The 25,643-nt window shown below is 36.5% G+C and carries 29 protein-coding genes; 4 read left to right on the plus strand and 25 right to left on the minus strand.

Translation table 11 applies throughout. The annotated features are described in order from the left end of the window. Positions 1–32: 32 nt before the first annotated feature. The 3 genes from NQ185_RS02200 to NQ185_RS02210 form a co-directional block, all read right to left on the minus strand. Positions 33–2,333 carry a DNA internalization-related competence protein ComEC/Rec2 gene (locus tag NQ185_RS02200; protein ID WP_257579879.1) on the minus strand — a complete coding sequence of 767 codons (2,301 nt, stop codon included), beginning with the start codon at positions 2,331–2,333 and terminating at the stop codon, positions 33–35. An 83-nt stretch (positions 2,334–2,416) separates the two neighbouring features. Continuing rightward, positions 2,417–2,872, minus strand: coding sequence for a ComE operon protein 2 (locus tag NQ185_RS02205; protein ID WP_257579880.1), 456 nt, complete (start codon positions 2,870–2,872; stop codon positions 2,417–2,419). Positions 2,873–2,936: 64 nt separating this feature from the next. Next, positions 2,937–3,545 (minus strand): helix-hairpin-helix domain-containing protein, encoded by a 609-nt coding sequence (locus tag NQ185_RS02210; RefSeq protein WP_257579881.1) that lies wholly within the window; start codon positions 3,543–3,545, stop codon positions 2,937–2,939. A gap of 83 nt (positions 3,546–3,628) precedes the next feature. Between NQ185_RS02210 and comER the strand changes: the two genes are divergently transcribed. Continuing rightward, the gene (gene comER, locus NQ185_RS02215) at positions 3,629–4,450 is read left to right on the plus strand and encodes a late competence protein ComER (protein ID WP_257579882.1); all 822 of its coding nucleotides are present in this window, start codon (positions 3,629–3,631) and stop codon (positions 4,448–4,450) included. Positions 4,451–4,528: 78 nt separating this feature from the next. On the opposite strand, the gene NQ185_RS02220 is transcribed toward comER, so the two are convergent. The 8 genes from NQ185_RS02220 to NQ185_RS02255 all read right to left on the minus strand — a co-directional run bounded on the left by NQ185_RS02220 (position 4,529) and on the right by NQ185_RS02255 (position 9,663). Beyond that, the gene (locus NQ185_RS02220) at positions 4,529–5,284 is read right to left on the minus strand and encodes a class I SAM-dependent DNA methyltransferase (RefSeq protein ID WP_257579883.1); all 756 of its coding nucleotides are present in this window, start codon (positions 5,282–5,284) and stop codon (positions 4,529–4,531) included. Continuing rightward, a complete protein-coding gene (gene rsfS, locus NQ185_RS02225; RefSeq protein ID WP_257579884.1) occupies positions 5,281–5,637 on the minus strand; it encodes a ribosome silencing factor in 357 nt (118 codons plus the stop codon). The genes NQ185_RS02220 and rsfS overlap by 4 nt, the downstream gene beginning before the upstream one ends. Continuing rightward, positions 5,634–6,209, minus strand: a complete 576-nt coding sequence (yqeK, locus tag NQ185_RS02230) for a bis(5'-nucleosyl)-tetraphosphatase (symmetrical) YqeK (RefSeq protein WP_257579885.1) — start codon at positions 6,207–6,209, stop codon at positions 5,634–5,636. Before yqeK ends, rsfS begins: the two co-directional genes overlap by 4 nt. Beyond that, on the minus strand, positions 6,199–6,771 hold the full coding sequence (locus NQ185_RS02235) for a nicotinate-nucleotide adenylyltransferase (RefSeq protein ID WP_257579886.1): 573 nt from the start codon (positions 6,769–6,771) through the stop codon (positions 6,199–6,201). The genes yqeK and NQ185_RS02235 overlap by 11 nt, the downstream gene beginning before the upstream one ends. An 11-nt stretch (positions 6,772–6,782) precedes the next feature. Continuing rightward, a complete protein-coding gene (gene yhbY / locus NQ185_RS02240; protein ID WP_257579887.1) occupies positions 6,783–7,076 on the minus strand; it encodes a ribosome assembly RNA-binding protein YhbY in 294 nt (97 codons plus the stop codon). Further along, positions 7,070–7,912 (minus strand): shikimate dehydrogenase, encoded by an 843-nt coding sequence (gene aroE / locus NQ185_RS02245; protein WP_257579888.1) that lies wholly within the window; start codon positions 7,910–7,912, stop codon positions 7,070–7,072. The genes yhbY and aroE overlap by 7 nt, the downstream gene beginning before the upstream one ends. 108 nt (positions 7,913–8,020) lie before the next feature. Next, positions 8,021–9,127 (minus strand): ribosome biogenesis GTPase YqeH, encoded by a 1,107-nt coding sequence (gene yqeH, locus NQ185_RS02250; RefSeq protein WP_257579889.1) that lies wholly within the window; start codon positions 9,125–9,127, stop codon positions 8,021–8,023. Next, positions 9,124–9,663, minus strand: a complete 540-nt coding sequence (locus NQ185_RS02255) for a YqeG family HAD IIIA-type phosphatase (RefSeq protein WP_257579890.1) — start codon at positions 9,661–9,663, stop codon at positions 9,124–9,126. The genes yqeH and NQ185_RS02255 overlap by 4 nt, the downstream gene beginning before the upstream one ends. Positions 9,664–10,023: 360 nt before the next feature. Between NQ185_RS02255 and NQ185_RS02260 the strand changes: the two genes are divergently transcribed. After that, entirely contained in the window at positions 10,024–10,155 is a 132-nt protein-coding gene (locus NQ185_RS02260; protein ID WP_257579891.1) for a sporulation histidine kinase inhibitor Sda, read from the plus strand. A 59-nt stretch (positions 10,156–10,214) separates the two neighbouring features. Here the strand turns inward: NQ185_RS02260 and NQ185_RS02265 are convergent, their stop codons facing one another. Then, positions 10,215–10,997 carry a phosphatidylserine decarboxylase gene (locus NQ185_RS02265; RefSeq protein ID WP_257579892.1) on the minus strand — a complete coding sequence of 261 codons (783 nt, stop codon included), beginning with the start codon at positions 10,995–10,997 and terminating at the stop codon, positions 10,215–10,217. 97 nt (positions 10,998–11,094) lie between these two features. Here NQ185_RS02265 and pssA point away from each other — a divergent pair, with 97 nt between their 5' ends. Next, complete coding sequence (gene pssA / locus NQ185_RS02270; RefSeq protein WP_257579893.1) at positions 11,095–11,634, plus strand: CDP-diacylglycerol--serine O-phosphatidyltransferase; 540 nt, start codon at positions 11,095–11,097, stop codon at positions 11,632–11,634. A 47-nt stretch (positions 11,635–11,681) separates the two neighbouring features. On the opposite strand, the gene sigK is transcribed toward pssA, so the two are convergent. Further along, positions 11,682–12,404, minus strand: coding sequence for an RNA polymerase sporulation sigma factor SigK (gene sigK / locus NQ185_RS02275; protein ID WP_257579894.1), 723 nt, complete (start codon positions 12,402–12,404; stop codon positions 11,682–11,684). 212 nt (positions 12,405–12,616) lie between these two features. Beyond that, complete coding sequence (locus tag NQ185_RS02280; protein ID WP_257579895.1) at positions 12,617–12,847, minus strand: hypothetical protein; 231 nt, start codon at positions 12,845–12,847, stop codon at positions 12,617–12,619. 462 nt (positions 12,848–13,309) lie between these two features. Here NQ185_RS02280 and NQ185_RS02285 point away from each other — a divergent pair, with 462 nt between their 5' ends. Next, positions 13,310–15,106: a M3 family oligoendopeptidase gene (locus NQ185_RS02285; protein ID WP_257579896.1), complete on the plus strand. Its 1,797-nt coding sequence runs from the start codon at positions 13,310–13,312 to the stop codon at positions 15,104–15,106. Between the two features lie 42 nt (positions 15,107–15,148). Here NQ185_RS02285 and mtnN read toward each other — a convergent pair whose 3' ends face one another. The 11 genes from mtnN to alaS all read right to left on the minus strand — a co-directional run bounded on the left by mtnN (position 15,149) and on the right by alaS (position 25,535). Next, the gene (gene mtnN / locus NQ185_RS02290) at positions 15,149–15,841 is read right to left on the minus strand and encodes a 5'-methylthioadenosine/S-adenosylhomocysteine nucleosidase (protein WP_257579897.1); all 693 of its coding nucleotides are present in this window, start codon (positions 15,839–15,841) and stop codon (positions 15,149–15,151) included. A gap of 27 nt (positions 15,842–15,868) precedes the next feature. Continuing rightward, positions 15,869–16,510 (minus strand): YrrS family protein, encoded by a 642-nt coding sequence (locus NQ185_RS02295; protein WP_257579898.1) that lies wholly within the window; start codon positions 16,508–16,510, stop codon positions 15,869–15,871. Positions 16,511–16,574: 64 nt separating this feature from the next. Beyond that, positions 16,575–18,329, minus strand: coding sequence for a peptidoglycan D,D-transpeptidase FtsI family protein (locus tag NQ185_RS02300; RefSeq protein WP_257579899.1), 1,755 nt, complete (start codon positions 18,327–18,329; stop codon positions 16,575–16,577). A 175-nt stretch (positions 18,330–18,504) separates the two neighbouring features. Then, the gene (gene greA, locus NQ185_RS02305) at positions 18,505–18,981 is read right to left on the minus strand and encodes a transcription elongation factor GreA (protein ID WP_257579900.1); all 477 of its coding nucleotides are present in this window, start codon (positions 18,979–18,981) and stop codon (positions 18,505–18,507) included. 108 nt (positions 18,982–19,089) lie between these two features. Next, on the minus strand, positions 19,090–19,725 hold the full coding sequence (gene udk, locus NQ185_RS02310; protein WP_257579901.1) for a uridine kinase: 636 nt from the start codon (positions 19,723–19,725) through the stop codon (positions 19,090–19,092). Position 19,726: 1 nt separating this feature from the next. Then, positions 19,727–20,380 carry an O-methyltransferase gene (locus NQ185_RS02315; protein WP_257579903.1) on the minus strand — a complete coding sequence of 218 codons (654 nt, stop codon included), beginning with the start codon at positions 20,378–20,380 and terminating at the stop codon, positions 19,727–19,729. Positions 20,381–20,399: 19 nt separating this feature from the next. Further along, positions 20,400–21,506 carry an endolytic transglycosylase MltG gene (gene mltG / locus NQ185_RS02320; protein WP_257580048.1) on the minus strand — a complete coding sequence of 369 codons (1,107 nt, stop codon included), beginning with the start codon at positions 21,504–21,506 and terminating at the stop codon, positions 20,400–20,402. 318 nt (positions 21,507–21,824) lie between these two features. Next, on the minus strand, positions 21,825–22,115 hold the full coding sequence (locus NQ185_RS02325) for a DUF1292 domain-containing protein (protein WP_257579904.1): 291 nt from the start codon (positions 22,113–22,115) through the stop codon (positions 21,825–21,827). Between the two features lie 13 nt (positions 22,116–22,128). Beyond that, entirely contained in the window at positions 22,129–22,545 is a 417-nt protein-coding gene (gene ruvX, locus NQ185_RS02330) for a Holliday junction resolvase RuvX (RefSeq protein WP_257579905.1), read from the minus strand. Between the two features lie 3 nt (positions 22,546–22,548). Further along, complete coding sequence (locus tag NQ185_RS02335; protein WP_213127601.1) at positions 22,549–22,815, minus strand: IreB family regulatory phosphoprotein; 267 nt, start codon at positions 22,813–22,815, stop codon at positions 22,549–22,551. Positions 22,816–22,901: 86 nt separating this feature from the next. Continuing rightward, positions 22,902–25,535 (minus strand): alanine--tRNA ligase, encoded by a 2,634-nt coding sequence (gene alaS / locus NQ185_RS02340; protein WP_257579908.1) that lies wholly within the window; start codon positions 25,533–25,535, stop codon positions 22,902–22,904. Positions 25,536–25,643: the final 108 nt, after the last annotated feature.

A 25,643-nucleotide genomic window follows, 5' to 3' on the forward strand; every position in this document is an offset into this window, starting at 1 on the left:
ATTTCCTCTAATCAGTGCTTATATGGTTTATCTTATTGCATTATAGTATGAAAGGTTCCACCTCTTTTCGTAAATACATAATGAATAGCACCTTGTTCATCGGTCCGAAATATTCGAACCTTGTTTTCTTTAAGTACGTCAAGCACTTCATTATGTGGATGACCGTAACGATTATTATATCCTGCAGAAATAACAGCATAGTCTGGTTGAACAAATGTGATAAAATCCGAAGTTGAAGACGTTTTACTGCCATGATGTCCAACTTTTAATACATGAATTTTCAACTTCCTATATGTCTCGATAATTTCTTGTTCCCCTTCCTTTTCCACATCACCCATAAAAAGCCAAGTTAACTCTCCAAACTCAGCAAATAATACGAGTGAATCATTATTTCCTTCATAATGGTCGTCAAACGGAAAGATGAATTGGAATTTCCCTGAATTATTTTCCCATTTCGTTCCAACCTTTGCATCAAATATAGGAATTCCACGCTCCTTGGCAGCATTCAAAATATTTGCCATTAAAGGGTTCTGCCAAGAATTGGGGGAAATTATAATTTCATTAATTAACATTTCACCAAATAATTCTTTTGCTGCTCCAATATGATCCGTATCGCTATGTGTAAGTATCAGTTTATTTAATTTGCTAATTCCTTTACTTTTTAATACTGGCATTAATATATGAGTTGAAACTTGAAAAGGCTTTTTACGTTCCTGCCAATCTAGAACAGGAAAATCGAGCTGACCTCCTGTATCAATTAAATATGTTCCTCGATTATATGGTAATTTAATTAATGTACTATCACCTTGTCCAATATCAATAAAGATTACTTCTCCTTTAGGTGAATATTGGATTATGGCAATATGTGTGAGTAAAATGATTGTTATTGGCAAAACGGCAATCGTTCTAGGTTTCCTTTTTTCAGTTAAAAATACATACAAATATGCACCAGCAATCATAAAAATTAAACTGATTACATTCGGTTTCCCAGTTACGACGGTAGAGAATTTCAACGAGCTTGTAAGATTCGCTAGTTTTTCCGAATAAAAGACCAATGAGGCCATTAATTCAGCCAATAAGGAAAAAAGATTCTGATTAAAAAACTTAAGTGCAAATAAGCCAAGCATCGAAGGCAATATTATAGCAGTATAAAAAGGAACAAACACAATATTGGCAAAGACGCCAATTAAAGAGAATTCAAAGAAATGGAAAGCGAGAATGGGAAAAGAGGCAAAAGTAGAAATGATGGAGATGTCTACCATCTTTCTAAGGTAGGAATGATTTGGGTCGAAAATGATTTGTGAAGAAACAATCAAACAAAAAGTAACACAATAAGAAAGTTGAAATCCAGCGTTATAGATTAAAAAAGGGTCATAAAAAAGAAAAATAATAAAACTGATTGATAAAGCATCAAGAGTCGTGATTGGGAGCCTCCATTTTTTTGAAGTCATTAATATCAAAGTCATCAATACAGCCCTAATGACCGGAGGATTTGTGCCGCTTATAACAGTATAAATGGGCAGGAGCACCACGAGGATCCAATAAATAGTTTCTTTCGAAATACCAAGCCTAAGGAAGATTACAAAAATTAATCCAACAAGAAAAGCGATGTGAAGACCGGATATTGCCAATAAATGAACGACCCCTATTTGCTGATAGGAACGGTATGCACTCTCGGAAAACGATGATCGATCACCAAATATAAGAGCATTTGCATAAGGAATTAACTGATACGGGAAGTTCTTTTCTACTGCCTTAATCCCTTTGGAACGAAGGTTTTGCAAGTAATTCTTAAAAGATGGTTTTGCTGCGAAACATTCATTCCATACAAGCGTATTCGTTTCAAGTAACCAATGGATATTTTGTCTATATAAATATTGTTTATAGTTAAATGTATGTTCGTTGCGGTTATTTTCTGGTTGAATCAATTCACCGGAGATATGACAGATTGTTCCCGCGCCAATAGTGTTTTCCAAATTCATTTTTTCTAATTCATCTTGGATTAAATAGGAGAGGAAAAGCTTTTCTTGATTGGAAATCACAATCGCTTTTAATCGATTTCCGTCTATTTGAGGCACTTCGTTGAAGGTGACATACATATTCGTTTTCCCTTGAACCAAAATGGATATATTACTTTTTTCATTTAAAGAGGCTGTACAAAGAAATAAAATAAGAAACGCCATATAAAATAAAAATAACTTGCTTTGCTTTTCCAAAACGATTCTTATTACTCCGAGAAAAATAAGTATGAGAGTTAATATGCGAAACTCGAAGATGAACATAACACCAGAGACCGCTGCAATTGCTGCATAAAACCAATTTCCTGTCGCCATCAGAACTCCTTTCTAGAAAGACTGGAGGGCTGTAAAACAGCCACTCCCTATACTTGTGTCTAACCCTGGCGTCTTCCGCTTTATCACTCTGCAAACGTTAAAAATATTTCTTTATTAAAGGGAACCTGTTCAACTGTGATTCCCGATTGTTCAAATAATTCAATGGCATGAGGATGATTTTTATAATCTTCAGCATAATAAACAGTTTTTATCCCAGCCTGTATTATGGCCTTACAGCATTGTAAGCAAGGAAAATGAGTTACGTATATTTCAGCATTTTCTGTAGGCACTCCGAATTTTGCGCATTGCAATATAGCATTCATTTCAGCGTGGATTGTCCTTACGCAATGATTATCAATAACGTAACAACCTTCATCAATACAATGGACACCCCCTGCAATCGAGCCGTTATAACCTCCTGCAATAATTCGTTTATCCCTTACAATCGTCGCCCCAACTGTAAGTCTTGTACAAGTACTTCTATATGAAAGAAGATGGCTTTGCGCCATAAAATATTGATTCCAAGATATCCTTTCCATACAAGTCTCCCTTTTCTGTTTTCTTCAGTTTATCGACTTTTGTAGAAGATAGTCAATCATTGAATCATTTAACTGTAATTAAATCCTGCAATCTTTCAAATGTTTTTGCACCGATGCCCGATATTTTTTGGAGATCTTCTATTTGTTTAAAAGCCCCATTTGCTTCCCTAAATTCTATAATGGCCGCAGCTTTGGCGGGACCTATTCCAGGTAATGTTTCAAGTTCAACCGAGCTCGCCTTATTTAAATTGACTTTATCATTTTGTTTAGATGGAGATGAATCGTTTACGAAAGGATTTTCAACTTCTTCACCAATTTTTGGTATATAGATCACCATTTCATCATGAACCTTCTGAGCAAAATTAACTTGACCCTCGTCTGCTTTATCCAGCAAGCCCCCTGCCTTCTCGATAATATCAAAAACTCGATCGGTTTCTATTGCTTCATAAAGTCCAGGGAGTTTCACAGCTCCCTTAACATCGATAAAAATCTTTAAGGAAATTGGATCCGGTTCTTTCTCCTCTATCTCTCCGGGCATTTCTGCCTCTCCTAGAGGGAGATTAGCATTTACGACTACCTGATTATCCTTTGGCTGACTAATAAACAAAAAGAATGCTAGTCCAATTACAATAGCTCCCACCAAAACAGATTTATATTTTTCAAGCCATATCAATTTAAACCACCTCACTTGAAATGAATATTTTATTTTTGCTGGCATACATTTGTTAGGAAGAGATAGGCGAAGGAGGGACATGAATGAAGATCGGAGTAATTGGGACAGGTAATATGGGTACAATACTTTCTGAGGCATTGATTGATGGTAATGCAATAACTCCTTCAGAAGTTATAGTTGTAAATAGGACGAAAGCTAAAGCTGAAATGCTTAAACATAAATATGAGGAAATTATAGTAGCTGATAGTATTAGTGAGGTCGTAAAAAATGCAAACCTTATTTTTCTTTGTGTTAAACCAAATGAATTTTACTCGCTTATTCAGGAAAATCAACAATTTTTTAAAAAAGACCAGTGCCTCGTATCAATTACGAGTCCGATCCAAACGACTTGGTTGGAAAAAGTATTACCTTGCTCATGCGTTAGAATTATACCAAGTATAACGAATCGGGCATTAGCTGGTGTTACTCTCTTTACATTTGGAAAATTAAGAAACCAAAAATGGCAGAATCAGTTGTTAGACATGTTTTCACATATTTCAGTTCCGATTCAAATTAAGGAGGAAATTACCCGGATTTCTTCTGATATCGTTAGTTGTGGTCCGGCTTTTTTTAGTTATATAACTAGGAGATTTATTGAAGCAGCCGTTACGGAAACATTGATCGACAGGGATACCGCTACAAAACTTGCTGAGGAAATGTTAATCGGTCTTGGAGAATTATTGAATAAAGGATTTTATTCTCTACCTACATTAGAAGAAAAAGTTTGTGTTAAAGGCGGAATAACCGGGGAAGGAATAAAGGTATTGGAAAAAGAACTTGATGGGGTTTTTGAAAAAGTCCTTCAAGCAACCCATGCAAAATTTAACGAAGAAGTGGAAATTTTGAAAAAAAATTTTACGGTTTAATCTATTATACTTGTTTCACTATAAAGTGCAAGTGATTAAAAGGACGGCGATTCAACTCGCCGTCCTAACTCGCATTATTTAAGACAATGCCTTATTTTTTTTACATGTGAAAAATAATCTCTCCGACATGTTGGTCGGCGCTTGATTCGAAAAATCTGCAGTAATGGACTTTATAATAAAATTCGCCTTAGTAAGCCAATCACTATATTGATCTGTTGAATATGTACGCTGTTTATGAAGCTCGTCAAATCGATCATATTTTCCTGTTTTTTCATCTAAAACAAAAAAAGTTAATTCATGCTCTATTGAAAGGGAATGCTCACCTGGAAAACTTGTCCATATATAAGAAACTTCATCCTCCGCAAATGAATATGTTTCATTTATAAATTCGTTGATTTTATACGGTGAGTGAACATCAAATAAAAATAAACCGTCTTCGTTTAAATGTGTAAAAACATTGCTAAATGTTTTTTGCACTTCTTCCGGTCTTTGTAAATAATTTAAAGAATCACAAAATATAGTGATGATATCAAAGGTGCCAAGCCCTTCTAAAAGACTCATGTCCTGCTCGAATAAATGAACCTGAAGCCTTTTTTGCTCAGCTTTTTCTCTCGCAACCATTAACATATCACCAGAAAGATCAACTCCAGTAACATCAAAACCTTCTTCAGCCAATAATACAGATAATTCACCAGTCCCACAGGCCAAATCGAGAACACGATTTCCTTCAACTGAATATCTTTTCCTTTCAGCGCTTAAAAAGTCTAACCAGTTATAGTAGGGTACGTCCTTCATTAAAAAATCATACACGTATGCTAATCGTTCATATGTCACTGCTCAAGTTCTCCTAAAACATCTTCGATTGGAGCATCTCCCCACAGCCTTTCCAAATTGTAATAGCTGCGGTCATCACGATGGAATACATGCGCTATGATATTGCCCATATCGATCAACACCCATTTTGCTTCATCAAAGCCTTCCATCTTATTTACACCTATCCCTACCTTATTCGCTTCATCTTTAATCTCCCTTGCGATTGCCTGAACCTGCTTTTCTGAATTTCCATGGCAAATAAGAAAATAATCCGCTATAAATGAAATCCCCTGCATATTAAGTACTACTATATCTTCCGCTCTTTTATCGTCAGCTGCTTTAACAACTGTTTTTAATAATTCTTTTGTACTCAAATTGTGTTGCCTCCTTTATTTAAAACAAAACTATTGTAAGCATCCAATGTATCGGGAAAAATCGCCGCATTCTTACTTACAAGAAAAGAAATGGTATTACTGATTGCTTTAAGAACCGCTTGATCTATATCAATTTCAGCTAGTTCCCTCGTCTCTTCAACACCAGGGAAACTACGCCCCGGTTCAATATAATCGGCCAAGTAAATGATTTTTTCCAGGTGGGTCATATTGGCCCTACCTGTCGTATGATAACGTATAGCATTCAAGATGTCTTCATTGTCTATTGAAAATTCTTTCTTCAATAAAGCCGAAGCAGCAGGACCGTGCCAAAGTTCGGGATGGTACAATAATAAACGATCATCTTCTCCTGCTTCAATAAGGATTTTTTTCAATTCATAAATGGGCAGAAGCTTAGCATAATCGTGAAAAATTGCAGCGATTTCAGCCTGTTCTTTATTACCACCATATTTTTCAGCAAGATTTATTGCCGTTTCAACTACTCCTAGTGTATGCTGAAACCTCGGACCTTTTAATTTTTTTTTAACGATTTCAAGTGCTCGATCACGATTCATACAATTGATTCTCCTCAATATAATGAATTACCCCATAAGGCAATAAATAATTGATCGTTTCACCATTCTTATTTCTCTTTCTAATCATTGATGAAGAGATTTCTATAAATGGCACTTCAATTTGAATAATAGGATAAGGAGTTTCAAGCTGATAATTTGGCCGGTTGACTCCAACAAAATTAATCATCTTCATCAACTCATCTATCTCTTTCCAGTATGGTAAATACTCAACCATATCTGCACCAATGATAAAATAATATTCATCATCAGGGTTCTGTTCAACCAGCATTTTTATCGTATCATACGTATAGGATCTTCCTTTTCTTTCCAACTCTATTTTTTCAATCGAGAAAAAAGGATTTCCTTGAATAGCTAGTTCAAGCATTCTAATCCGATCCCTATTCGTCGTATGACTTTCTCTTTCTTTATGCGGAGGCTCTTGATTGGGCATAAACTGTATTTCATCCAATTGTAAACGATGTAATACTTCATTAGCGATAATTAAATGTCCAAGATGAGGGGGATCGAATGTTCCACCCAAGATGCCAACTTTTTTCTTCATATGCTCACCATTTATACGGGCAAAATTATTTCTTTATTCTCTTTAGACTCTTTATAAAGAATAATTATATTACCTATATTTTGTACAAGCTCCGCTTTTGTTCCCTCAACGAGTTCAGCCGAAACTGTTTCCCTCTCCACATCACAATTTTGAAGAATACTAACTTTTAGCAATTCTCTTTTTTCCAGCGCCTCATCGATTTGCTTTATCATATTTTCATTTACTCCGCCTTTACCTACTTGAAAAATAGGCGTTAAATGATGTGCCTTTGATCGTAAATATCTTTTTTGTTTTCCGGTCAGCATGGATTTCCTCCTAAATGTTTTATGACAATTTTCTTCATTCGCTCTACATCTGGTACTATGCTAGTCCATTTTTCAAATGCTAACGCACCTTGATATACAAACATCCCTACACCATTTTGTATTTTTGCTCCTCTTTCCTTCGCCTCTTTTAAAAGGGCAGTCTCAAAGGGATTATAGATGATGTCCGATACGAATGCATCTTGATTTAATTTCGCAAGAGACAGCGGACTATCCGATAAATGAGGATACATCCCAATAGAGGTAGTCTGGATAATAAGCTGGTATTGGTCCAAACTAGTTTCAGCTTCTTTTAGTGACATTGCTTTGGAATTGCCTTCAAACGGACAATCCATGATTAATTGTTTCGCTTTATCAACGGAGCGATTTGAAATATCAATATTTTTCATGCCTGTAGATAATAAAGTATAATAAATCGCCTTGGCAGCACCGCCAGCTCCGATAATTAAGGCGTTGTCATGGTAGAAACTTTCTTTCCAATCTGCCTGCAGCGCTTTTATAAAGCCCATTCCGTCAGTATTATAGCCATGAAATTCATCATTGACACGAACGACTGTATTTACAGCCCCTATCGCTTTAGCAAGAGGATCAATATAATCTAGAAAAGGCATGATTGTCGTTTTGTGTGGGCTTGTGACATTGAATCCCGCAATACCTATTGCTTTCATTCCCTTAACGGCATCTTTTAAATCTTTATCTACAATATGAAATGGATGATAGTGCGCTTCAATTCCCAATTGGTTAAATTCCTGACTTTGCATAACTGGCGACATAGATTGAACAATCGGATCACCAATAACACCGTATAATTTAATCAAGCAAATTCCCCCAATGATTCTTCTATTTATAAATTATGTTCAAAAAGGAGGATAAAAAGGACCAAGAAATTCGAAGTGTCATTTTTACCGGACTTTTTGAACATCCTCTTATATAAGTGATTTCCTCAACATCACACTTACACCTTTGGGAACATGGGCCGCAATTTTTGCCCCTGGCTCGTTAATTGTCACCCAACCTAGACCAGAGAAGACTACGTCTGTTTTCCCCTCTTTAATCATGAATTCATGTCTTACGAGTTCAGGAAAAGTATCCAGTTCATTCTTTCTTGGTGGCTGCAGCATTTCTCCTAAGTGGTTTTTATATAAGCTGTCGGCATTATCCAGTTTTGTACGATGAATATGTAATTCATTTGATAAATAGCATGTAAAGGATCTACGTCCACCTTTTAAATAATCAAACCTTGCTAAGCCCCCAAAAAATAATGTTTGCTCTTCATTCAACTGAAAGACCTTCGGCTTAATTTCTTTTTTGGGTGTAATGATTTTTAAATCACCTTTATCAACGAAATGTGCCATTTGATGATGATTGATGATTCCTGGTGTATCGATAAGCGCTCTTCCATCATCGAGTGGAATTTCAATCATGTCCAATGTGGTACCTGGAAAATGTGAAGTCGTGATTACATCTTGTCCGCCAGCTACCTCTTTAATGATTCGATTGATAAAAGTTGATTTCCCTACATTCGTACATCCTACTATATAAACATCTTTACCTTGTCGATAATACTCAATTTGCGCAAGGGCTTCTTTAATTTGATTTCCCGTTGTTGCACTTACAAGAAGAACATCTATGGGCTTTAATCCAAGCTCTTTTGCTTCGCTTTTCATCCACCCGATCAGCTTATTTCTTTTAGCTGATTTCGGAAGCAAATCTACTTTATTTCCAATAAGCAATATCGGGTTATGACCGACAAATCGATGAAGCCCCGGAAGCCAACTGCCATTAAAATCAAAAATATCAATGATTTTAACAATTAAGCTATCTGTATCTCTTAGTTTGTTTAATATATTTAAAAAATCTTGATCAGTCAATGATACATCCTGCACTTCATTATAATGCTTCAATCGAAAGCATCTTTGACAAATCACTTCTTCCTTTTCTAATGATGAAGATGGGGCATAACCAATTTCTTCGGGATGATCCGTCTGTATTGTTACGCCACAGCCAATACAGTTGATGTCATGTTTACTCACTGCTGTTCATCCTCCCAATCAATTAATCCTTTACGTTTGAAGTTTGCCATGATCCCTCGTTCGATCTTGCGATTAAAACGAGTAAAAAATCCGTCTGACTTAGCGACTGGGATGACAAGTATCGTATAAAAACCTGCACGATTTCCTCCCAGCACGTCAGTTAATAATTGATCTCCGATAATAACCGTTTCTTCCTTCGTCGTTCCCATCAGTTTAATTGCTTTTCTAAACGCACGACCAAGAGGCTTTCTAGCTTTATGAATAAATGGGATACGTAAAGGATCCGAGAAGATTCTTACTCTTTGCTCATTATTATTTGACACAATGGTCACTTTAATGTCATTCAGCTTCAATTCTTCTAACCAATTAATTAGCTTTGGAGTGGCATTAGGACGATCCCATTCAACAAGTGTATTATCTAAATCTGTGATGATGCCTTTTATCCCTTTAGCTTTTAAATCTTCAGCCTTAATATGATAAATACTTTTAACATACTCACTTGGCAAAAACCTTTTCAACAATTTTCTACACCTCATTGCCTGTTCTGTCAGATAAACTCATCTTAACTAATTTTTAACGTATACGCATCTTTTTTCTTTCTAAAGTTTGTGTCTTTATGATTTTTGGACAATATTCAAAAGAGTTTTCGACAATAATCTACTATTTCAAAATCTGTGGATAAGTTTATGCACATAAACAGAGCGATTATGACAACCTTATAAATAATTACCAACATTCTACCCACAAGTTATCCACTTCCTCCTGTGGATAAAGGAACGCTTGTTCCACAGAGTTTATTCTGGTAGAGTGGGGGTAATAAAAGGGATAACATAATAATTTATTGTATAACAATCCTTTTTAGAACAAAATTTTGATTGTTGTTGGAGGTGAAGCTGATGAAAAAGTTATCTGATGAACTTTTGCTTGAATCATATTATAAGGCTAAGAATCTTAACCTAGGCTCTGATTTTATTCAGCTTATTGAATCGGAACTTCACCGGCGATCTTTAGTTAAAAAGCCTTTATGATTAAAAAAATGACATAATGGAAATAAAATAGCGCCTGTTCCTTAGGCGCTTTTCTTATGTTACCTATTCATACTTCCCAATGCTTGTCCCACTCTCACTTCGCTTGGTATAGATATGTCATTATCGATTTGGAAAGAATTTTTCTGGAATAGAAGAACAACGGTAGAGCCAAACGAAAAATAAGCTACTTCTTCTCCCTTTTTCCACTCATTATTTTGATTTAGAATTTCTACCGAATTGATAAACATCGCTCCAACTTTAACCATGGCAATTGATTTTCCAGCAAACTCTAATTCCGTGATCGTTCGGAAATTTTTGCTTAAAGTCGCATCTCCATATTTTAAACCCAATCGATTGACTGGATACGATTTAGTCCCCAGTGAATATCGATTTTTTATTTTTGCATCGACAGGACTATGAATGCGATGATAATGTGCAGGACTTAAATAAAGAATCATATATGTTCCTTCAGCATATTTAGCTGCATGATCATGTCCCCCAAGCATCTCCCTTATAGAGTAGCTTTTATTTTTTACATGTATGAAGTTATTTGCATGAATCGTACCGACATCCTCCAAAACACCGTCCACTGGACTTATAATCGAATCTGGATGTTGATCAATTGCGCGCACATTTCCCTTTAGTTTTCTTGTAAAAAATAAGTGTAAATTTTCATAACTATGTATGTCTTCCTGCATTTCATCCAAATTAATTTGATAAAATTTTGCGTATGCTTTAATAATACGCCTACTGAACTTTGAATGTGTAAATATTCTCACTAGATTTGCTGAATATGGTCCATTTGTCAATTCAATTAAAGTACGGTAAATCTTTTGCTTCAAACCATTGACCCCCTGGCTAAAAATATCTTAACTTTTATGTCTAAAAGGAATATAATTTAGTATGATTAGATACAAGATGAAGGAAGGAGGAAAAAAAATGTTCCTAGTCGATGCCTTTGATCAAACAATTAGAAAATTAAAAGCGCAAACGGCTAACGTCCTTACATTGGCCAATCTTGGGTTAGGCGGATGCGCTATTCTCGTAGGAATCAATGGCCAGTTGCATCTAAGTTTGTTACTCATTTTTATTGCTGCACTTGCGGATCGCTTCGATGGAATTGTTGCACGTAAGATGCAAATTGAATCAGAAATGGGAAAACAGCTCGACTCAATGAGCGACATTATCTCATTCGGAGTGGCCCCCGCCTTGTTATTATACCAAGGAATCTTAAATTTGTTTGGTTTTCCCGGAATATTTCTTACTGTTTTTTTTATAGGCTGCGGCGCATTCCGTCTTGCTAGGTTTAATATCACAGAAAATAATGGCTACTTTATGGGGCTTCCAATTACATCAGCAGGTTGTTTATTAACACTTAGTTATTTAGCTATCCCATACTTTCCACCGAACTCATTCTTATTTATTTCTCTAATTTTATCCATTTTGATGATTAGTACATTTACTTTTAAAAAAGTTTAACGAAACAGCCATCTTCGCTTTTTATCACGAAGATGGCTGTTTGTTTATCATTCCTTTGATTTTTTCAGCTTTTCCTTTTCAGCACGATAAAATTCGTGAAACATTTTCATCAATGCCCTTTTCTCAATCCTTGAAACATAGCTTCTAGAAATGCCGAGTTCTTTAGCAATTTCCCGCTGTGTCCTTTCTTTTTCCAAATTCAGTCCAAACCGACCAATGATCACCTCTTTTTCTCTTTCATCTAATACATCTATATATTCCTTCACTCTTTCCAATTCCATATTTAACTGAATGGTATCAAATATATCTTCTGCTTCGGATTTTAGTACATCAATTAGCGAGATTTCATTTCCTTCTTTATCATGGCCGATTGGATCATGGAGAGAAACATCTTTTTTCGTCTTTTTTAAGGCGCGTAAATGCATCAATATTTCATTTTCTATACAGCGAGCCGCATATGTTGCAAGCTTCGTACCTTTTCCGAATGAATAGCTTTCAATCGCCTTTATTAGACCGATCGTTCCAATAGAGATTAAGTCCTCTGCATCCTCTCCAGTATTTTCAAACTTTTTAACGATATGGGCTACAAGCCGTAAGTTATGCTCGATGAGGAGATTACGGGCTTGTTCGTCTCCATCAGCCATTTTCTTTAAATTCAATTGCTCTTCTTCCTGGGATAATGGATGTGGAAAAGCGTTATTCTTAACATATGATACAAGAAAAACTAACTCTTTTATTACATAGCCAATCGCCGTAAGGATACCGGACAATTCCTCACCTCCAACAAGATTGATCCTATGTATCCATGTATATGTGAAAATTGGGTAACATTTGCTTGTCTTTAAGAAAAAACGACTTTTCGAATTGTTTGCTCAAGGTATTTAAAACTTCAGTAGAAAATACTATATATTCTTATGATGTTTATAAAAATATTTATATTGTTAGCTTGGTATAAGAAAGGACTTAGAACAACATACAAAAGTTAAACCTTTTGTTGTTTTAATAAGGGAAAAAACGAAAAAAGCAATAAAGCAATCCCTATTAGTAAGCACCAGAACTGTTTTTCATACGAAATAATCAAAATAAGTTCCCAGTTGTTAGATGGTCCAGAATTTGGACCATCACTATATGGATAAGAAAAGATATATGGTAAAACTCCGATAATCGTTATGAATGCTCCTAAAACAAGTAATGGAATAGAAAGTTTTTTCATAGATATCCCCTGTGTACTTTGTGCTTATTCTTATAATCATTAGTCACTATATGTCCATGAAAATGGAGTTTATTTGTATCCTAAAACTTTGCCCGCAATTTTATCTTTGGGTAATATTCCTCATCGGAAGTGATATCCGGAACACTTTCTACATCTATTTTCGTAGTTGGATTGTTCATGGTTTTTCAGAACAACTTATAACAAATAACAATAAAGCGAAAGATGTTCCTAGTATTTGTTTTCTCAAATATATCTCCTCCCTTGTAATTATATTCTAAAAAGAGAAGGCCCTTACATTGACCTGTTACAATCTTCTGAATTTTAACCCACAAAAAACATGCCTTAACTCATTATTCTTTTTTAAGATTGGAAAAGAAAAATTGAAGCCTTCGGGATAAAAAACAAACAAAATTTAAGAAAAGAGCCTATAATAAAAGAGATGAACAAAGGAGGAGATTCTTTTTGACAACAACTACATATGAGTTAACTTGGGATTTAGATGTCTTTTTTAACGGAGGGAGTGCCTCCCCTCAATTTATTGAACATTTGGAAAAACTAAAAACAGACTTACAAAGCTTTGAGGAAGCAGTTGATTCTTGGACTATACCTACAGATGCAAATGATAGCTCGTTAATAAACCTACTTGAAAAGTTTCAAGTAGTATCCCAAAATATAAGGCAGGCCGGGGCATTCGTAAGTTGTCTTCAAGCCCAGAATACGAACGATACTAGAGCGAATGAACTTAGAGGAATGGTTACAACCTTAAGTTCAAGATTTAGCACGATTTTAACGAATTTTGATGAAAAATTATCAAGTATAGGCTCAGATACTTGGAATGGATTACTAAAGCAAAATTCACTTAAAGAATTATCGTTTGTTCTTAATGAAAGACGCACGAAAGCAGCAGAAAAATTGCCGAAAGAACAAGAAGCGTTAATAAACGCATTAAGTATTGATGGATACCATGGTTGGGGAGAAATGTATGATACGATCGTCAAGCATGTAAAAATTCCTTTTGAAGAAAACGGGAAAAAAGTTGAATTATCTGTCGGACAAGCAGCCAATAAATTTTCAAGTTCTGATCCTAATGTAAGAAAGCAAATTTTTGAAGAATGGGAAAAGGCATGGGATAAACAAGCTGATCTTTTGGCAGGCACATTAAACCACTTATCAGGCTTCCGTCTTTCTGTTTATAAGCAAAGAGGTTGGGATCATATTTTAAAAGAAGCATTAACATACAACAGAATGAAAAGTGAAACATTGGATGTAATGTGGGAAGTCATTTCCGATCTTAAACAACCATTTGCTGACTTTTTACAAAGGAAGGCAGAACTTCTTGGTGTGGATAAATTGAGCTGGTATGACCTAGATGCCCCAGTCGGAGAAGTGAATACAACTTATAGCTACCAAGAAGGCGCAGAATTCATTTTGAAACACTTCCAAGATTTTGGTGATGAACTAACAACATTCACTGGAAAAGCATTTGAAAACCGCTGGATTGAAGCAGAAGACCGACCTGGAAAACGCCCAGGTGGATTTTGCACATCGTTCCCAGTAGACGAACAATCAAGAATATTCATGACATACTCAGGAACTCCATCTAATGTGTCTACTCTTGCCCATGAACTAGGGCATGCATTTCATTCATACGCATTAAAAGATACACATCCATTAAATAGAGGATATGCGATGAATGTCGCAGAGACAGCTTCTACCTTTGCTGAAATGATCGTGTCAGATGCAGCTGTAAATAATGCGGAAAACGATGATGTAAAACTTGCATTGCTAGAGGATAAAATTCAACGTTCAGTTGCCCTGCTGATGAATATTCATGCTAGATTTCTTTTTGAAACTCGCTTTTACGAAGAACGTAAAAATGGCATCGTCAGCAAAAAACGTTTAAATGAATTAATGGAGGAAGCACAGAAAGAGGCATATCTAGGTTCTCTTAAAGAATATCATCCACTATTCTGGGGATCAAAACTTCATTTCTTTATAACAGGTGTACCATTTTATAATTTCCCATACACATTTGGCTTTTTATTCTCGCTTGGAATATACGCACAAGCTGTAAAAGAAGGAAAAGGCTATGAGAAAAAATACATGGCTATGCTTGAAGATACAGGTTCGATGATGGTTGAAGACCTTGCAATGAAACATCTTGGGGTTGATTTGACGAAGCGAGAGTTCTGGGAAGAGGGAGTAAAGCTTTGTATTAAAGATGTTGAAGAATTTATGGAAATGACTAAGAATAAATAAGAACAATAGGACTCTCCAAATTACCTCGGAGAGTCCTTATTATTATAATGATTTTGCGATTCCCAATACTAAATTTGCGGAGTTCACAGCAGCTGTCTCTAAAAATTCATCAAATGATATGTTGGATTCTTGCCCAGCTATATCAGATAAAGAACGAATTATAACGAAAGGAACATGAAATTGATAGGCCACTTGTGCAATGGCAGCAGCCTCCATTTCAACAGCTTGCAAATCTGGAAACTTATTACGAACAAACTCAACTCTTTCTCGATCATTCATAAAAGAATCTCCAGTTGCGATCAATCCTGTTACTGCTTGTATACCTTCAATGTTTTTTACAGCTTTTAAAGCCGTTTCAATTAAGGAAGGATCTGCAAGAAACGCAGGCGGCATTTGTGGGACCTGCCCATATTCATAATCGAAGATTGTCACATCTACATCATGATGGCGAACCTCAGTAGAAATAACCAAATCTCCAATATTTAAATTAGGATTATAGCCCCCTGCTGAACCAGTATTGATGATCAAATCCGGCTTATACTTCTCCAATAAAATGGTAGTGGACATTGCTGCATTTACTTTACCAATTCCTGATTTAAGTAAAATGACTTCTTTTTCACCAATATATCCTGAGGTGAACTCACAGCCGGCTACCTCATTAATTTGTTTGTCTGTTATATTATTACGCAGGAGAGATACTTCTTCTTCCATTGCGCCAATGATGGCAATTTTCAAGATGATTACCTCTTTTCAAAATCTGTTCTATTGTCTTCGATCGTTTTCAATCAATTTCTTAACCTCAGTTGGTTTCCAACCTTGACCATCCACCCACTCGACATACACTTCATATGTATCTTGGCTGCCTTTAGCGGAAACCGTCAAAATCGATTGGTTGTCTGGATCATCCCCACGTCTAAGCCACCATGTTGTCATATTTTCTATTTGTGTATTGATGGCATAAGCTGCCGCCAATTCTTTTTCCTTCCAATCCACTGAACCCATGTCATATGATGGCTGATGTCCAGTTTGTTCTGTTCCAATTGGTTTCCAATCAGGATTTACTATTACTTTTTCTACATTGGGCTCATTGCTCTCTTGTTCGATATCACCAGTATTACTGGATTCTTCTTCATTATTTTCTTTCTCTTCATCTTCAGTTTGTTCCTTTGAATTTTCATCAGCAACTTGTTCTTCGTTATCCTTACTTTTATCTTCAGTTTTAGGTATTTCCTGTCCGCTCGTTTGTTGTGGATCTACTTTATTGTCACTAAAGAATATATTTTTACCGACAAAAATGATTAAAATAATGACAATAGCAATCAATGTATTTAAAATAATATTAGTTTTCCTGCGTTTGGCCCGCTTTTCAGAACGCGAACCCGAATTATTAAAATCAATAGGCACAGAATCAACCCCCATTTCGATTGACATTATCATAACATGGATGAAGGAAAACGTGAATAAAAAACTATTCTTCTGTATGGTTCAATGCATGATTCGTCTTTTCAAAAACCATCGTAACAATATCTGCAAATAGGGGGTTAATGCCTCCTTGATCACCGGGGACATCTAAATTTACTACGACAAGAGCATATTTGGGTTGTTGGAAAGGAAAATAGCCTGCAAACCATTTATTGTGAAGCTGAACTCCGTCTTTCTCTACACCAGTTTCCGCTGTACCGCTTTTTCCAGCAATCTCATAAGGTAAATTCTGAAAAAACCTCCCTGTTCCCTCATCATCAGTTACAACTTTTCGAAGCAGAGATTGAAGCTTCATCGCAGTGGAAGTCGAAATATGATCTCCCCTACTTTTTTGTTCTGGAAATTGAAAGAGGACTCCCCCATCAGCGTACTGAATTTCGGTTGCCGCACGGATTGCTTTCTTTTGACCGCCTCTCGCAATTGTGGCCATCATATTTGCCACACTAAGTGGCGAGACACGAACTTCATGCTGACCGATTCCTGTTTGTCCTACGTAATTTTGATCTTTTCTACTCTCATCTGATGTAAATATTCTTCCGGTTGCTTGTGTAAACTGCTTAAAATTTTTCACATAAAATACATCATCTTGCCACCCTGAAAAACCGGTTAAGCCAAGCTGTTCAGCATACTTCTCCAATAGATTGGGGCTTTTCTCCATTGACCTTACAGCCAATTCAGCAAAGGTTTTATTACAGCTTCTAGAGAAACTTTCATCTAAAGGAAGCATGCCCAAATCCCTTTCAGCTAGTTCATCTCGAATCGTAAGAGAACAATTAAATTGTTCATCATTATCCACCAATCCTTCATCAAGTGCTGCAGCGGCTACGACTGTCTTAAATACTGAACCCGGAATATGTTGTTCTAACATCATATTTGCTGCTCCATCATCTGAAAATGGATTGTCTCGGTTAAGCAACGGTCTGGAAGCGGATGCTAAAATATTTCCTGTCTCAATATCAAGAAGCAAAGCTCCGCCCTTTATGATTTTATGTTTATCCAATAAGGATTCAATACCATCTTGGAATGGACTATCAATTGTGGTTTTTACCATTAATGGATAATAGGGATTGCTTTGTCCTGAATATTTGACATCAATTCCAAATAATGGTGCCCCAACGCCATCAACATGAAAAATAAGTTTGGAGGGATTGTCGGCAATTAAAAACTCATCAAAGCTTTTCTGCATACCTGTAACGCCTATTTTTAGAGAGCCCATACTTTTTTTATCAGGGTATCTTTTCCAAAATTCTTCACTGTTCTCACCGATAACCCCAATGAGTTGACTTGCAATATTATTTGCAGGTGGGTATTTTTTCTGAATGGCATACAGGCCCGGTATATTCAATTTTGTTATTTCCTTAGCTTGTATTGGTGAAATTTCTCCATATATTAACGGCTTTTTTACATTATTTAATATTCGATCTATCTCTTCTTTTCGGATATTCATAATTGTAGCAAGCTGATTTTTGTCCCACTGGATATTTTTTAGAAAAGGAAATAATACGAGGACCGTTTTTTCGTCATAAGAAAGTGGATAGCCCTCATTATCTAAAAAATGCCCACGCCCATCATCAATTAAAACTTCCTGAGTTCGTTGCTTCACACTCTCATTCAAAAGATTGACACGATGCTTCGAATAATTTTCCGTAAAAAACAACTGCACTTCCATCAACCTAATAAACAAAACCAACATCAAAACAATAATAACCGCAGACAAAAAACGAATTCGCCTTCTTCGCATAAAAACCACCTCAAAAACCATTGTTGCCCTGATTTTCAAGATGAATAACCATGAACAAAAAGAATTGTCTGGGATTTGTTTGAGTGCCAGGCACTCAAACAAATCTCGAACAATTCAAATAATTACAAAAACAAAACACGATCCCATTATTGTGGAATGGAATCGTGTTCAAATCTTATTTAATGGAAACGAGTCGAACTTTCATTTCTCCTCCAGGTGTTTGGACGGTTACTTCTTGGTCGACTTTATGGCCGAGTAGGCTTTTCGCGATTGGGGAGTCATTTGAGATTTTCCCTTCAAATGGATCAGCCTCAGCGCTTCCTACGATTGTGTATGTTTCTTCATCGCCGTCTGGCAATTCAACAAATGTTACTGTTTTTCCAAGTGTGACAATATCAGAATTTAATTCATCATCTTGTATGATTTTTGCGTTGCGCACCATATTTTCAATTGTAGTGATTCGTCCCTCTACAAATGCCTGCTCTTCTTTAGCAGAATCATATTCGGAGTTCTCCGATAAATCGCCAAAGCTGCGGGCAATTTTTATGCGTTCTACCACTTCTTTTCTTCTAACTGATTTTAAATATTCAAGCTCTTGTTCAAGCTTTTCTTTTCCAGCTTCCGTCATAGGAAATACCTTTTCCGTAGCCAAATCCCTTCACTCCTTATCGTATACAATCCAATTTTGTGTATGTAATACATGATGACGCGCCCGTCCTAGGCGCGTCATAGTACATATAATAGTATCTATGCTATCGTATTACAAAAATGACTTTTGTTCAAGAATTGTTTTAATCTTTGTTGCTACTAAATCGATGGCGACATGGTTGTGACCACCTTCTGGAATAATGACATCAGCATATCGTTTCGTCGGTTCAATGAACTGGTTGTGCATTGGCCTCACAACATTCAAATATTGAGATATCACCGAATTGAAAGATCTTCCGCGATCTTCCATATCCCTTACTAATCGCCGGATTATTCGTAAATCAGCATCTGTATCAACAAATATTTTTATATCCATTAAATTGCGCAATCTTTCGTCTTCTAATACTAAAATTCCTTCAATTATTATAACTTCTTTAGGTTCGACATGAATCGTTTCATTTGATCTAGTATGCTGCTTGTAGTCATACACTGGTTTTTCAATCGATTCATAGCATAAAAGTTTTTCGAGATGGTTAATCAGAAGGTCATGGTCAAAAGCAAGAGGGTGATCATAATTTGTTTTCAGCCTCTCTTCCATAGGAAGATGCCCTTGATCTTTATAATAAAAATCCTGTTCAATGACCAAAATGGAGTGTCCCTTAAAAGTTTCATAAATTGAATTTGTTACACTCGTTTTCCCAGAGCCTGATCCTCCTGCCACACCAATGATTACTGGTTTATGGTCCATCCTATAGACCCCCAACATCAATTTTTTTACTGATTGCCAGTCCATCACCTACAGGAATGATAACTGTTGTAAAATCCTTTTGATCAAAAAGCCAGTGATTAAAATCTTTTATTTTCGCAGCAACTCCGGCTAATCGTTTATTTTCAGTTTGATTTTCCTCTGCTACCAATCCTTTAAAAAGGACATTGTCCGTATAAATACAGCCATGTTCAGTTAAAAGTTCTTTATACATATTGAAAAAGTTCCCATATTGTCCTTTGGCTGCATCGATGAAAATAGCATCATAAGGTCCATGAGAAGTTGCTTTTTCATATAAGTCCAATGCATTTCCTTCTATGACTGTAATGCGATTTTCCATATTAGCTTTTTTGATATTCGCCAACGCTTGCCCTATTCTTTCTTCATCCATCTCCATCGTTACAATCTGTGCATTTTGAAGCGCATCTGCCATTCTTAAAGCAGAATAACCGATCGCTGTGCCTATTTCCAGTATGCATTTTGGATTTTGGATTCTCATAATTTGCAGCATCGTTTCAATACCAGTTGGCTCCATTATCGGTACACGATGCTCTATCGCAAACTGTTCCAACTCTTTAAAAAATAAGCTTCTCTTTGGTACATATGATTCGAGATAACTCTTGATGGAATCGTTCAAGAAATGGACCTCCTATAGCTTAATCCCTTTTATTCGTAATGTATTTATCCTTTAACGCGTTATGTTCTTCTAACGATTTTGAGTAATGAACCTCACCTGTTCCATATTCAGCAAGGAAATATAAAAACTCCGTATCTGCAGGATTTAAAGCTGCTTCTATCGATGTTTCGCCAGCGTTAGCGATTGGCCCCGGAGGAAGTCCTTCATGCTTATACGTATTATAAGGTGAATCCACTTTTAAATCCTCATATAATGTTCTATCTTTATGTTTTCCGAGTGCATACAATATGGTTGGATCGGTTTGTAAAGGCATATTTTTCTTTATGCGATTATAAAAAACACTTGAGATATTATGTCTATCAGCTTTTGCAGTTGCCTCTTTTTCAATTAATGATGCCATCGTCAGAAGCTTATGGACATCCATTTCTTTCTCTTCCATCGTTTCAGAATATTTTATAACTATTTTCTTCGTTTGCGACAGCATTTCACCAATGACAGATTCTAATGATGGTTTTTCTTCATAAAAAGAATATGTAGCTGGAAATAAATATCCTTCCAACGGATGTTTAACATTTTCATTTAAAATATCATCCGTCAAGATTTCGGGATATTTTTTCATGAGTTGCTTTATCATTTCTGGATCATCTAGTTTTTTTGCGATTTCTTCGGAAGACATGCCAATATGTTTTGCGATTATTTTAGCAATCTGATCAAGTTGAAGTCCCTCAGGGATTGTCATTTTAAATAATGCTTCTCTAACAAGCTTACCTGTTTGTAATGTTGCAGCTATTTCCTCGAGAGTCATTGATGGAGTAAATTTATAATTACCTGCCTGAAATCCCGATATGTTATTTAACTTAACATAATATTTAAATATGGTCCCGTTTTTTATTATGCCTTTTTTCTGTAGAAGTTTACCGATTGATGTCGTCGAGGAGCCGATTGGAATATCTACTTCCGTTTGTTTATTATTGTCCGGATCAACGGGCTCTAAAGCGGATTTAATGTAATTATAGCCGATAAATCCAACACCACCTGCAACAAGCAGTGCAATTAAAGTAATAATTGCTACGATTCTTCTTATGATTTTCGCCTCGTTTCGCCTCTCTATTAAGTTATTTCTCATTTTAGTTTTTAAGTCAAGCTTATTAGTGCCACGGCTTTCTTTATCTGCCACTTTGGCAATCCCCCTTCTAAACACAGCTGGATAGAGTTTCTCTATTATACTTTGTACATTATACTACAAATTGTAATATTTTCACTCGAAAAATGAAGAATTGTTAGAAGAGCGCAAATGTCTCGGCCATCAAAGTACAAACTTCTTTGGCTCAGCACTTGCGATAAAGAAACAGACGAGGGAGGAGTCTTGCCTCCTAACGCAAAAGAAAAGAACAATGCTTAAACTGGAAAAAAGCCAACCCCGTAGGATTGGCTTTCATAAAGTTTATTCTTCCTCTTCTTCCTCATCCAAAAAGGTGTTGAGCATTTCTTCAATCATTTCCCACTCTTCATCCGTTTCAATCGGTTGAAGATTGCCTTCTTGCCCTTCTTCATTAGGAGTATAAGCTGAGGCATGAATTTCAATTTCTTCGTTTTCGTCTTCTTCAGCACCTACAGGGAAGTATAATACATATGATTTATTAAATTCATCAGAATCAAATGTGAATAATACTTCAAATAGCTGTTCATTTCCATTTTCATCAATTACGGTAATGTGTTTTTCCCCGTTTTCCATTTTCTTCACCTCATTATTGTTGGCTGTCAAGATAACCTTGTAAAATCATCGCGGCCGCCATTTTATCGATTACTTTTTTCCGTTTTTTTCTGCTGACATCTGCTTCCAATAAAATCCGCTCTGCCGCCATTGTACTTAGGCGCTCGTCCCAAAGTTTAACAGGAATTTCAAAAAGTGATTCCAACTTCCCAGCATAATATTGCGAAGCCTCACCTCGTGGACCAATCGTATTATTCATATTTTTCGGCAGACCAACAATAACTTCCTTTACATCATATTCCTTAATAATTTCTCCTATTCTCTCGAATCCAAACCTTTTTATGTTTTCATCAATGGCTATCGTTTCGATTGCTTGTGCGGTCCAGCCCATTTCATCACTAATAGCCACTCCGACTGTTTTAGATCCAACATCAAGGCCCATAACTCTCATTTATTATCCCTCACGATGTTGTTTTAAATACGATTTCACCAATTCTTCAATGATTTCGTCGCGTTCCAGCTTTCTCATGATATTGCGTGCGTCATGATGCCTTGGAATATATGCAGGATCCCCTGAAAGCAGATAGCCAACAATTTGGTTAATTGGATGATAACCTTTTTCCTGAAGGGCACCGTACACATGAAGCAACACTTCTTTCACATCTTGCTCCATCGGGTCTTCTTGATAATCAAAACGCATCGTTTTATCAAAAGAGCTCATTTACAACACCTCTCTTAAGACATACCATTTACAGATAGGCCAGATTGTCACATAGTATCTTTATTGTACATGATTTCTTCTCGGAATCAAACGGATTTTACCCATTCCGTTACAAAGTCTAGTGCGGAATCTAGCTGATCTGGATTTTTCCCACCCGCTTGAGCCATATCAGGGCGTCCACCACCGCCGCCGCCACAGCGTCCAGCAATTTCCTTAACGAGTTTTCCAGCGTGATAGCCTTGGTTAATTAAATCCTTCGTTACTGCTGCAATAATATTTACTTTATCATGTTGATTAGATCCTAAAACGATGATTCCCGACCCTATTTTTTGCTTTAGATCATCTGCCATGTTGCGAAGTGTATTCATATCTGATGCCTGAACTTTTTGTGACAACACTTTTATTCCATCTATTTCCTCTACATATTTAAGCATACTCCCTGCTTCAATATTTGCAAGTTTTGAGGACAAAGATTCATTTTCGCGTTGGAGCTCCTTCATTTCAGAAAGCAATACCTCTGCTCGATGTACCATATCTTTTGGTTTTGTTTTTAAAATATCAGCAGCTTGATGGAATCTCATAATTTCATCATTCATTACGAGATAGGCGCCTTCACCGGTTACAGCCTCAATTCTCCGCGTTCCTGCACCGATTCCACTTTCTGAAACAATTTTAAATAAACCAATAGACGAACTATTAGAAACATGGCATCCTCCGCACAATTCTAAGCTATACTCATCTACAGACACGACACGAACGACATCTCCATATTTTTCTCCGAATAAAGCCATTGCCCCCATCGCCTTTGCTTCCTCTAAACTTTTATTCGAGATGGAAACTGAAATACTATCCCAAATTTTCTCGTTCACAATTTGTTCAATTTTTTCTAGTTCTTCTGGTTTTACTTGACCAAAATGGGAAAAGTCAAATCGTAATCTTTCAGGACCTACATATGAACCAGCTTGGTTAACATGAAACCCGAGGACATCTTTTAATGCTTGGTGAAGCAAGTGTGTCGCTGTATGATTTTTCTCTATTTTTCTGCGATTACTTTCATTTACTTGTGCATGTACGTTCATTCCCTGATTTATTTCCCCAGAAACAACTTCAGCGGAATGAAGATTTTGTCCATTTGGTGCTTTTTGGACGTCCATTACGTTTACAGTCAATCCAGAAGCAGTTATTAAACCTTTATCAGCAATCTGCCCTCCACTTTCGGCATAAAAAGGTGTCTTCTCAAGGATTAATTCGATTTTTTCTCCCGCGCGAGCATCTTGGACGAGTTCACCATTTTTGACAATCGCCTGAACAATCGTATCGGCTTGCAACTTTTCATAGCCAATAAATGTGCTGCTCACATGTAAATCACCGAGAATTCCGCCTTGGACATGCATCGATTCAGTATCTTGACGTGCTGATCGAGCCCGTTCCCGCTGTTCCTCCATTGCGATGTCAAAACCTTCATGATCAACCGTCATCTTTTCTTCTTCAGCATATTCTTCTGTCAGTTCAATAGGGAATCCATATGTGTCGTATAGTTTAAACACATCTGAACCACTAATGATGTTTTTACCTTCTTGCTTAGCTTTTTGAATGATCGATGAAAGGATTTCCAACCCATCATTCAAAGTTTCATGAAAACGTTCCTCTTCATTTTTAATTACTTTTTGAACGAAATCAGTTTTCTCCACGACATTTGGGTAATAGTCTCTCATAATTTCGCCTACAACAGGGACAAGTTTGAACATAAAAGGCTTATCGATGTTAATATGTTTCGCATACCTTACCGCTCTTCTTAAAAGTCTGCGCAACACATAGCCCCGACCTTCATTGGAAGGCAATGCTCCATCAGCAATCGCAAACGCTACAGTACGAATATGATCCGCAATCACTTTAAAGGCAGTATCATTTTCAAAATTTGATCCATAAGTTGTGCCAGATATTTTTTCTGTTTCACGAATAATAGGTAAGAACAAATCAGTATCAAAATTTGTTGGTACGTTCTGGATAACTGATGCCATCCGTTCTAGACCCATACCTGTATCAATGTTTTTCTTTGGAAGCGGCGTATAAGAGCCATCAGGGTTATGATTAAATTGGGAAAATACGAGATTCCAAATTTCTAAATACCGTTCATTTTCTCCACCAGGATAAAGTTCCGGATCTTCAGGATTGTCTCCAAATTCAGGACCTCTGTCATAAAATATTTCTGTATTCGGACCGCTTGGCCCCTCTCCGATGTCCCAAAAGTTACCTTCTAGGCGAATGATTCTCTCCTCTGGAAGACCAATCTTTTTATTCCAAAGTTCGAAAGCTTCATCATCTTCCGGATGAATCGTTACAGATAATTTATCCGCATCGAAGCCAATCCATTTAGGATTCGTTAAAAATTCCCAAGCCCATTCAATCGCTTCTTCTTTAAAATAATCACCTATTGAAAAGTTTCCGAGCATCTCAAAAAATGTATGATGTCTTGCCGTTTTCCCTACATTTTCAATATCGTTTGTACGAATGGATTTTTGCGCATTCACGATACGTGGATTTTCCGGAATAACCCGACCATCAAAATATTTTTTTAATGTAGCTACTCCACTATTAATCCATAACAATGTTGGATCATCATGCGGAACGAGGGATGCACTAGGCTCTACTCTGTGGCCCTTTTCCCCGAAAAAGTCTAAGAACATTTGTCTGATTTGTGCGCCAGTAAGTTTTTTCATTATCATTTCCTCCTAAAAAAATAAAAAGCCCCTCCCCTAAACAGGGGCGAAGCTTGTTAACGCGGTACCACCCTGATTCAAAAGCATATTTCTACGCTTTTATCTCAG

The organism is Lederbergia panacisoli, assembly GCF_024626525.1.
Classification (GTDB): domain Bacteria; phylum Bacillota; class Bacilli; order Bacillales; family Bacillaceae_C; genus Lederbergia; species Lederbergia panacisoli.

What these genes read in the sequence shown, in the direction of transcription:
- NQ185_RS02300 (WP_257579899.1), bottom strand. Translation starts at nt 18,329, where the DNA reads ATGCGAAGAAGGCGAATTCGTTTTTTGTCTGCGGTTATTATTGTTTTG.
- NQ185_RS02255 (WP_257579890.1), bottom strand. Translation starts at nt 9,663, where the DNA reads ATGAGGTGTAGAAAATTGTTGAAAAGGTTTTTGCCAAGTGAGTATGTT.
- udk (WP_257579901.1), bottom strand. Translation starts at nt 19,725, where the DNA reads ATGGACCATAAACCAGTAATCATTGGTGTGGCAGGAGGATCAGGCTCT.
- ruvX (WP_257579905.1), bottom strand. Translation starts at nt 22,545, where the DNA reads ATGAGAGTTATGGGCCTTGATGTTGGATCTAAAACAGTCGGAGTGGCT.
- NQ185_RS02205 (WP_257579880.1), bottom strand. Translation starts at nt 2,872, where the DNA reads ATGGAAAGGATATCTTGGAATCAATATTTTATGGCGCAAAGCCATCTT.
- pssA (WP_257579893.1), top strand. Translation starts at nt 11,095, where the DNA reads ATGTTCCTAGTCGATGCCTTTGATCAAACAATTAGAAAATTAAAAGCG.
- mltG (WP_257580048.1), bottom strand. Translation starts at nt 21,506, where the DNA reads ATGAGAAATAACTTAATAGAGAGGCGAAACGAGGCGAAAATCATAAGA.
- NQ185_RS02235 (WP_257579886.1), bottom strand. Translation starts at nt 6,771, where the DNA reads ATGAAGAAAAAAGTTGGCATCTTGGGTGGAACATTCGATCCCCCTCAT.
- NQ185_RS02325 (WP_257579904.1), bottom strand. Translation starts at nt 22,115, where the DNA reads ATGGAAAACGGGGAAAAACACATTACCGTAATTGATGAAAATGGAAAT.
- yqeK (WP_257579885.1), bottom strand. Translation starts at nt 6,209, where the DNA reads ATGAATCGTGATCGAGCACTTGAAATCGTTAAAAAAAAATTAAAAGGT.
- comER (WP_257579882.1), top strand. Translation starts at nt 3,629, where the DNA reads ATGAAGATCGGAGTAATTGGGACAGGTAATATGGGTACAATACTTTCT.
- NQ185_RS02260 (WP_257579891.1), top strand. Translation starts at nt 10,024, where the DNA reads ATGAAAAAGTTATCTGATGAACTTTTGCTTGAATCATATTATAAGGCT.
- alaS (WP_257579908.1), bottom strand. Translation starts at nt 25,535, where the DNA reads ATGAAAAAACTTACTGGCGCACAAATCAGACAAATGTTCTTAGACTTT.
- NQ185_RS02200 (WP_257579879.1), bottom strand. Translation starts at nt 2,333, where the DNA reads ATGGCGACAGGAAATTGGTTTTATGCAGCAATTGCAGCGGTCTCTGGT.
- NQ185_RS02280 (WP_257579895.1), bottom strand. Translation starts at nt 12,847, where the DNA reads ATGAAAAAACTTTCTATTCCATTACTTGTTTTAGGAGCATTCATAACG.
- yhbY (WP_257579887.1), bottom strand. Translation starts at nt 7,076, where the DNA reads ATGCTGACCGGAAAACAAAAAAGATATTTACGATCAAAGGCACATCAT.
- NQ185_RS02335 (WP_213127601.1), bottom strand. Translation starts at nt 22,815, where the DNA reads ATGAGCTCTTTTGATAAAACGATGCGTTTTGATTATCAAGAAGACCCG.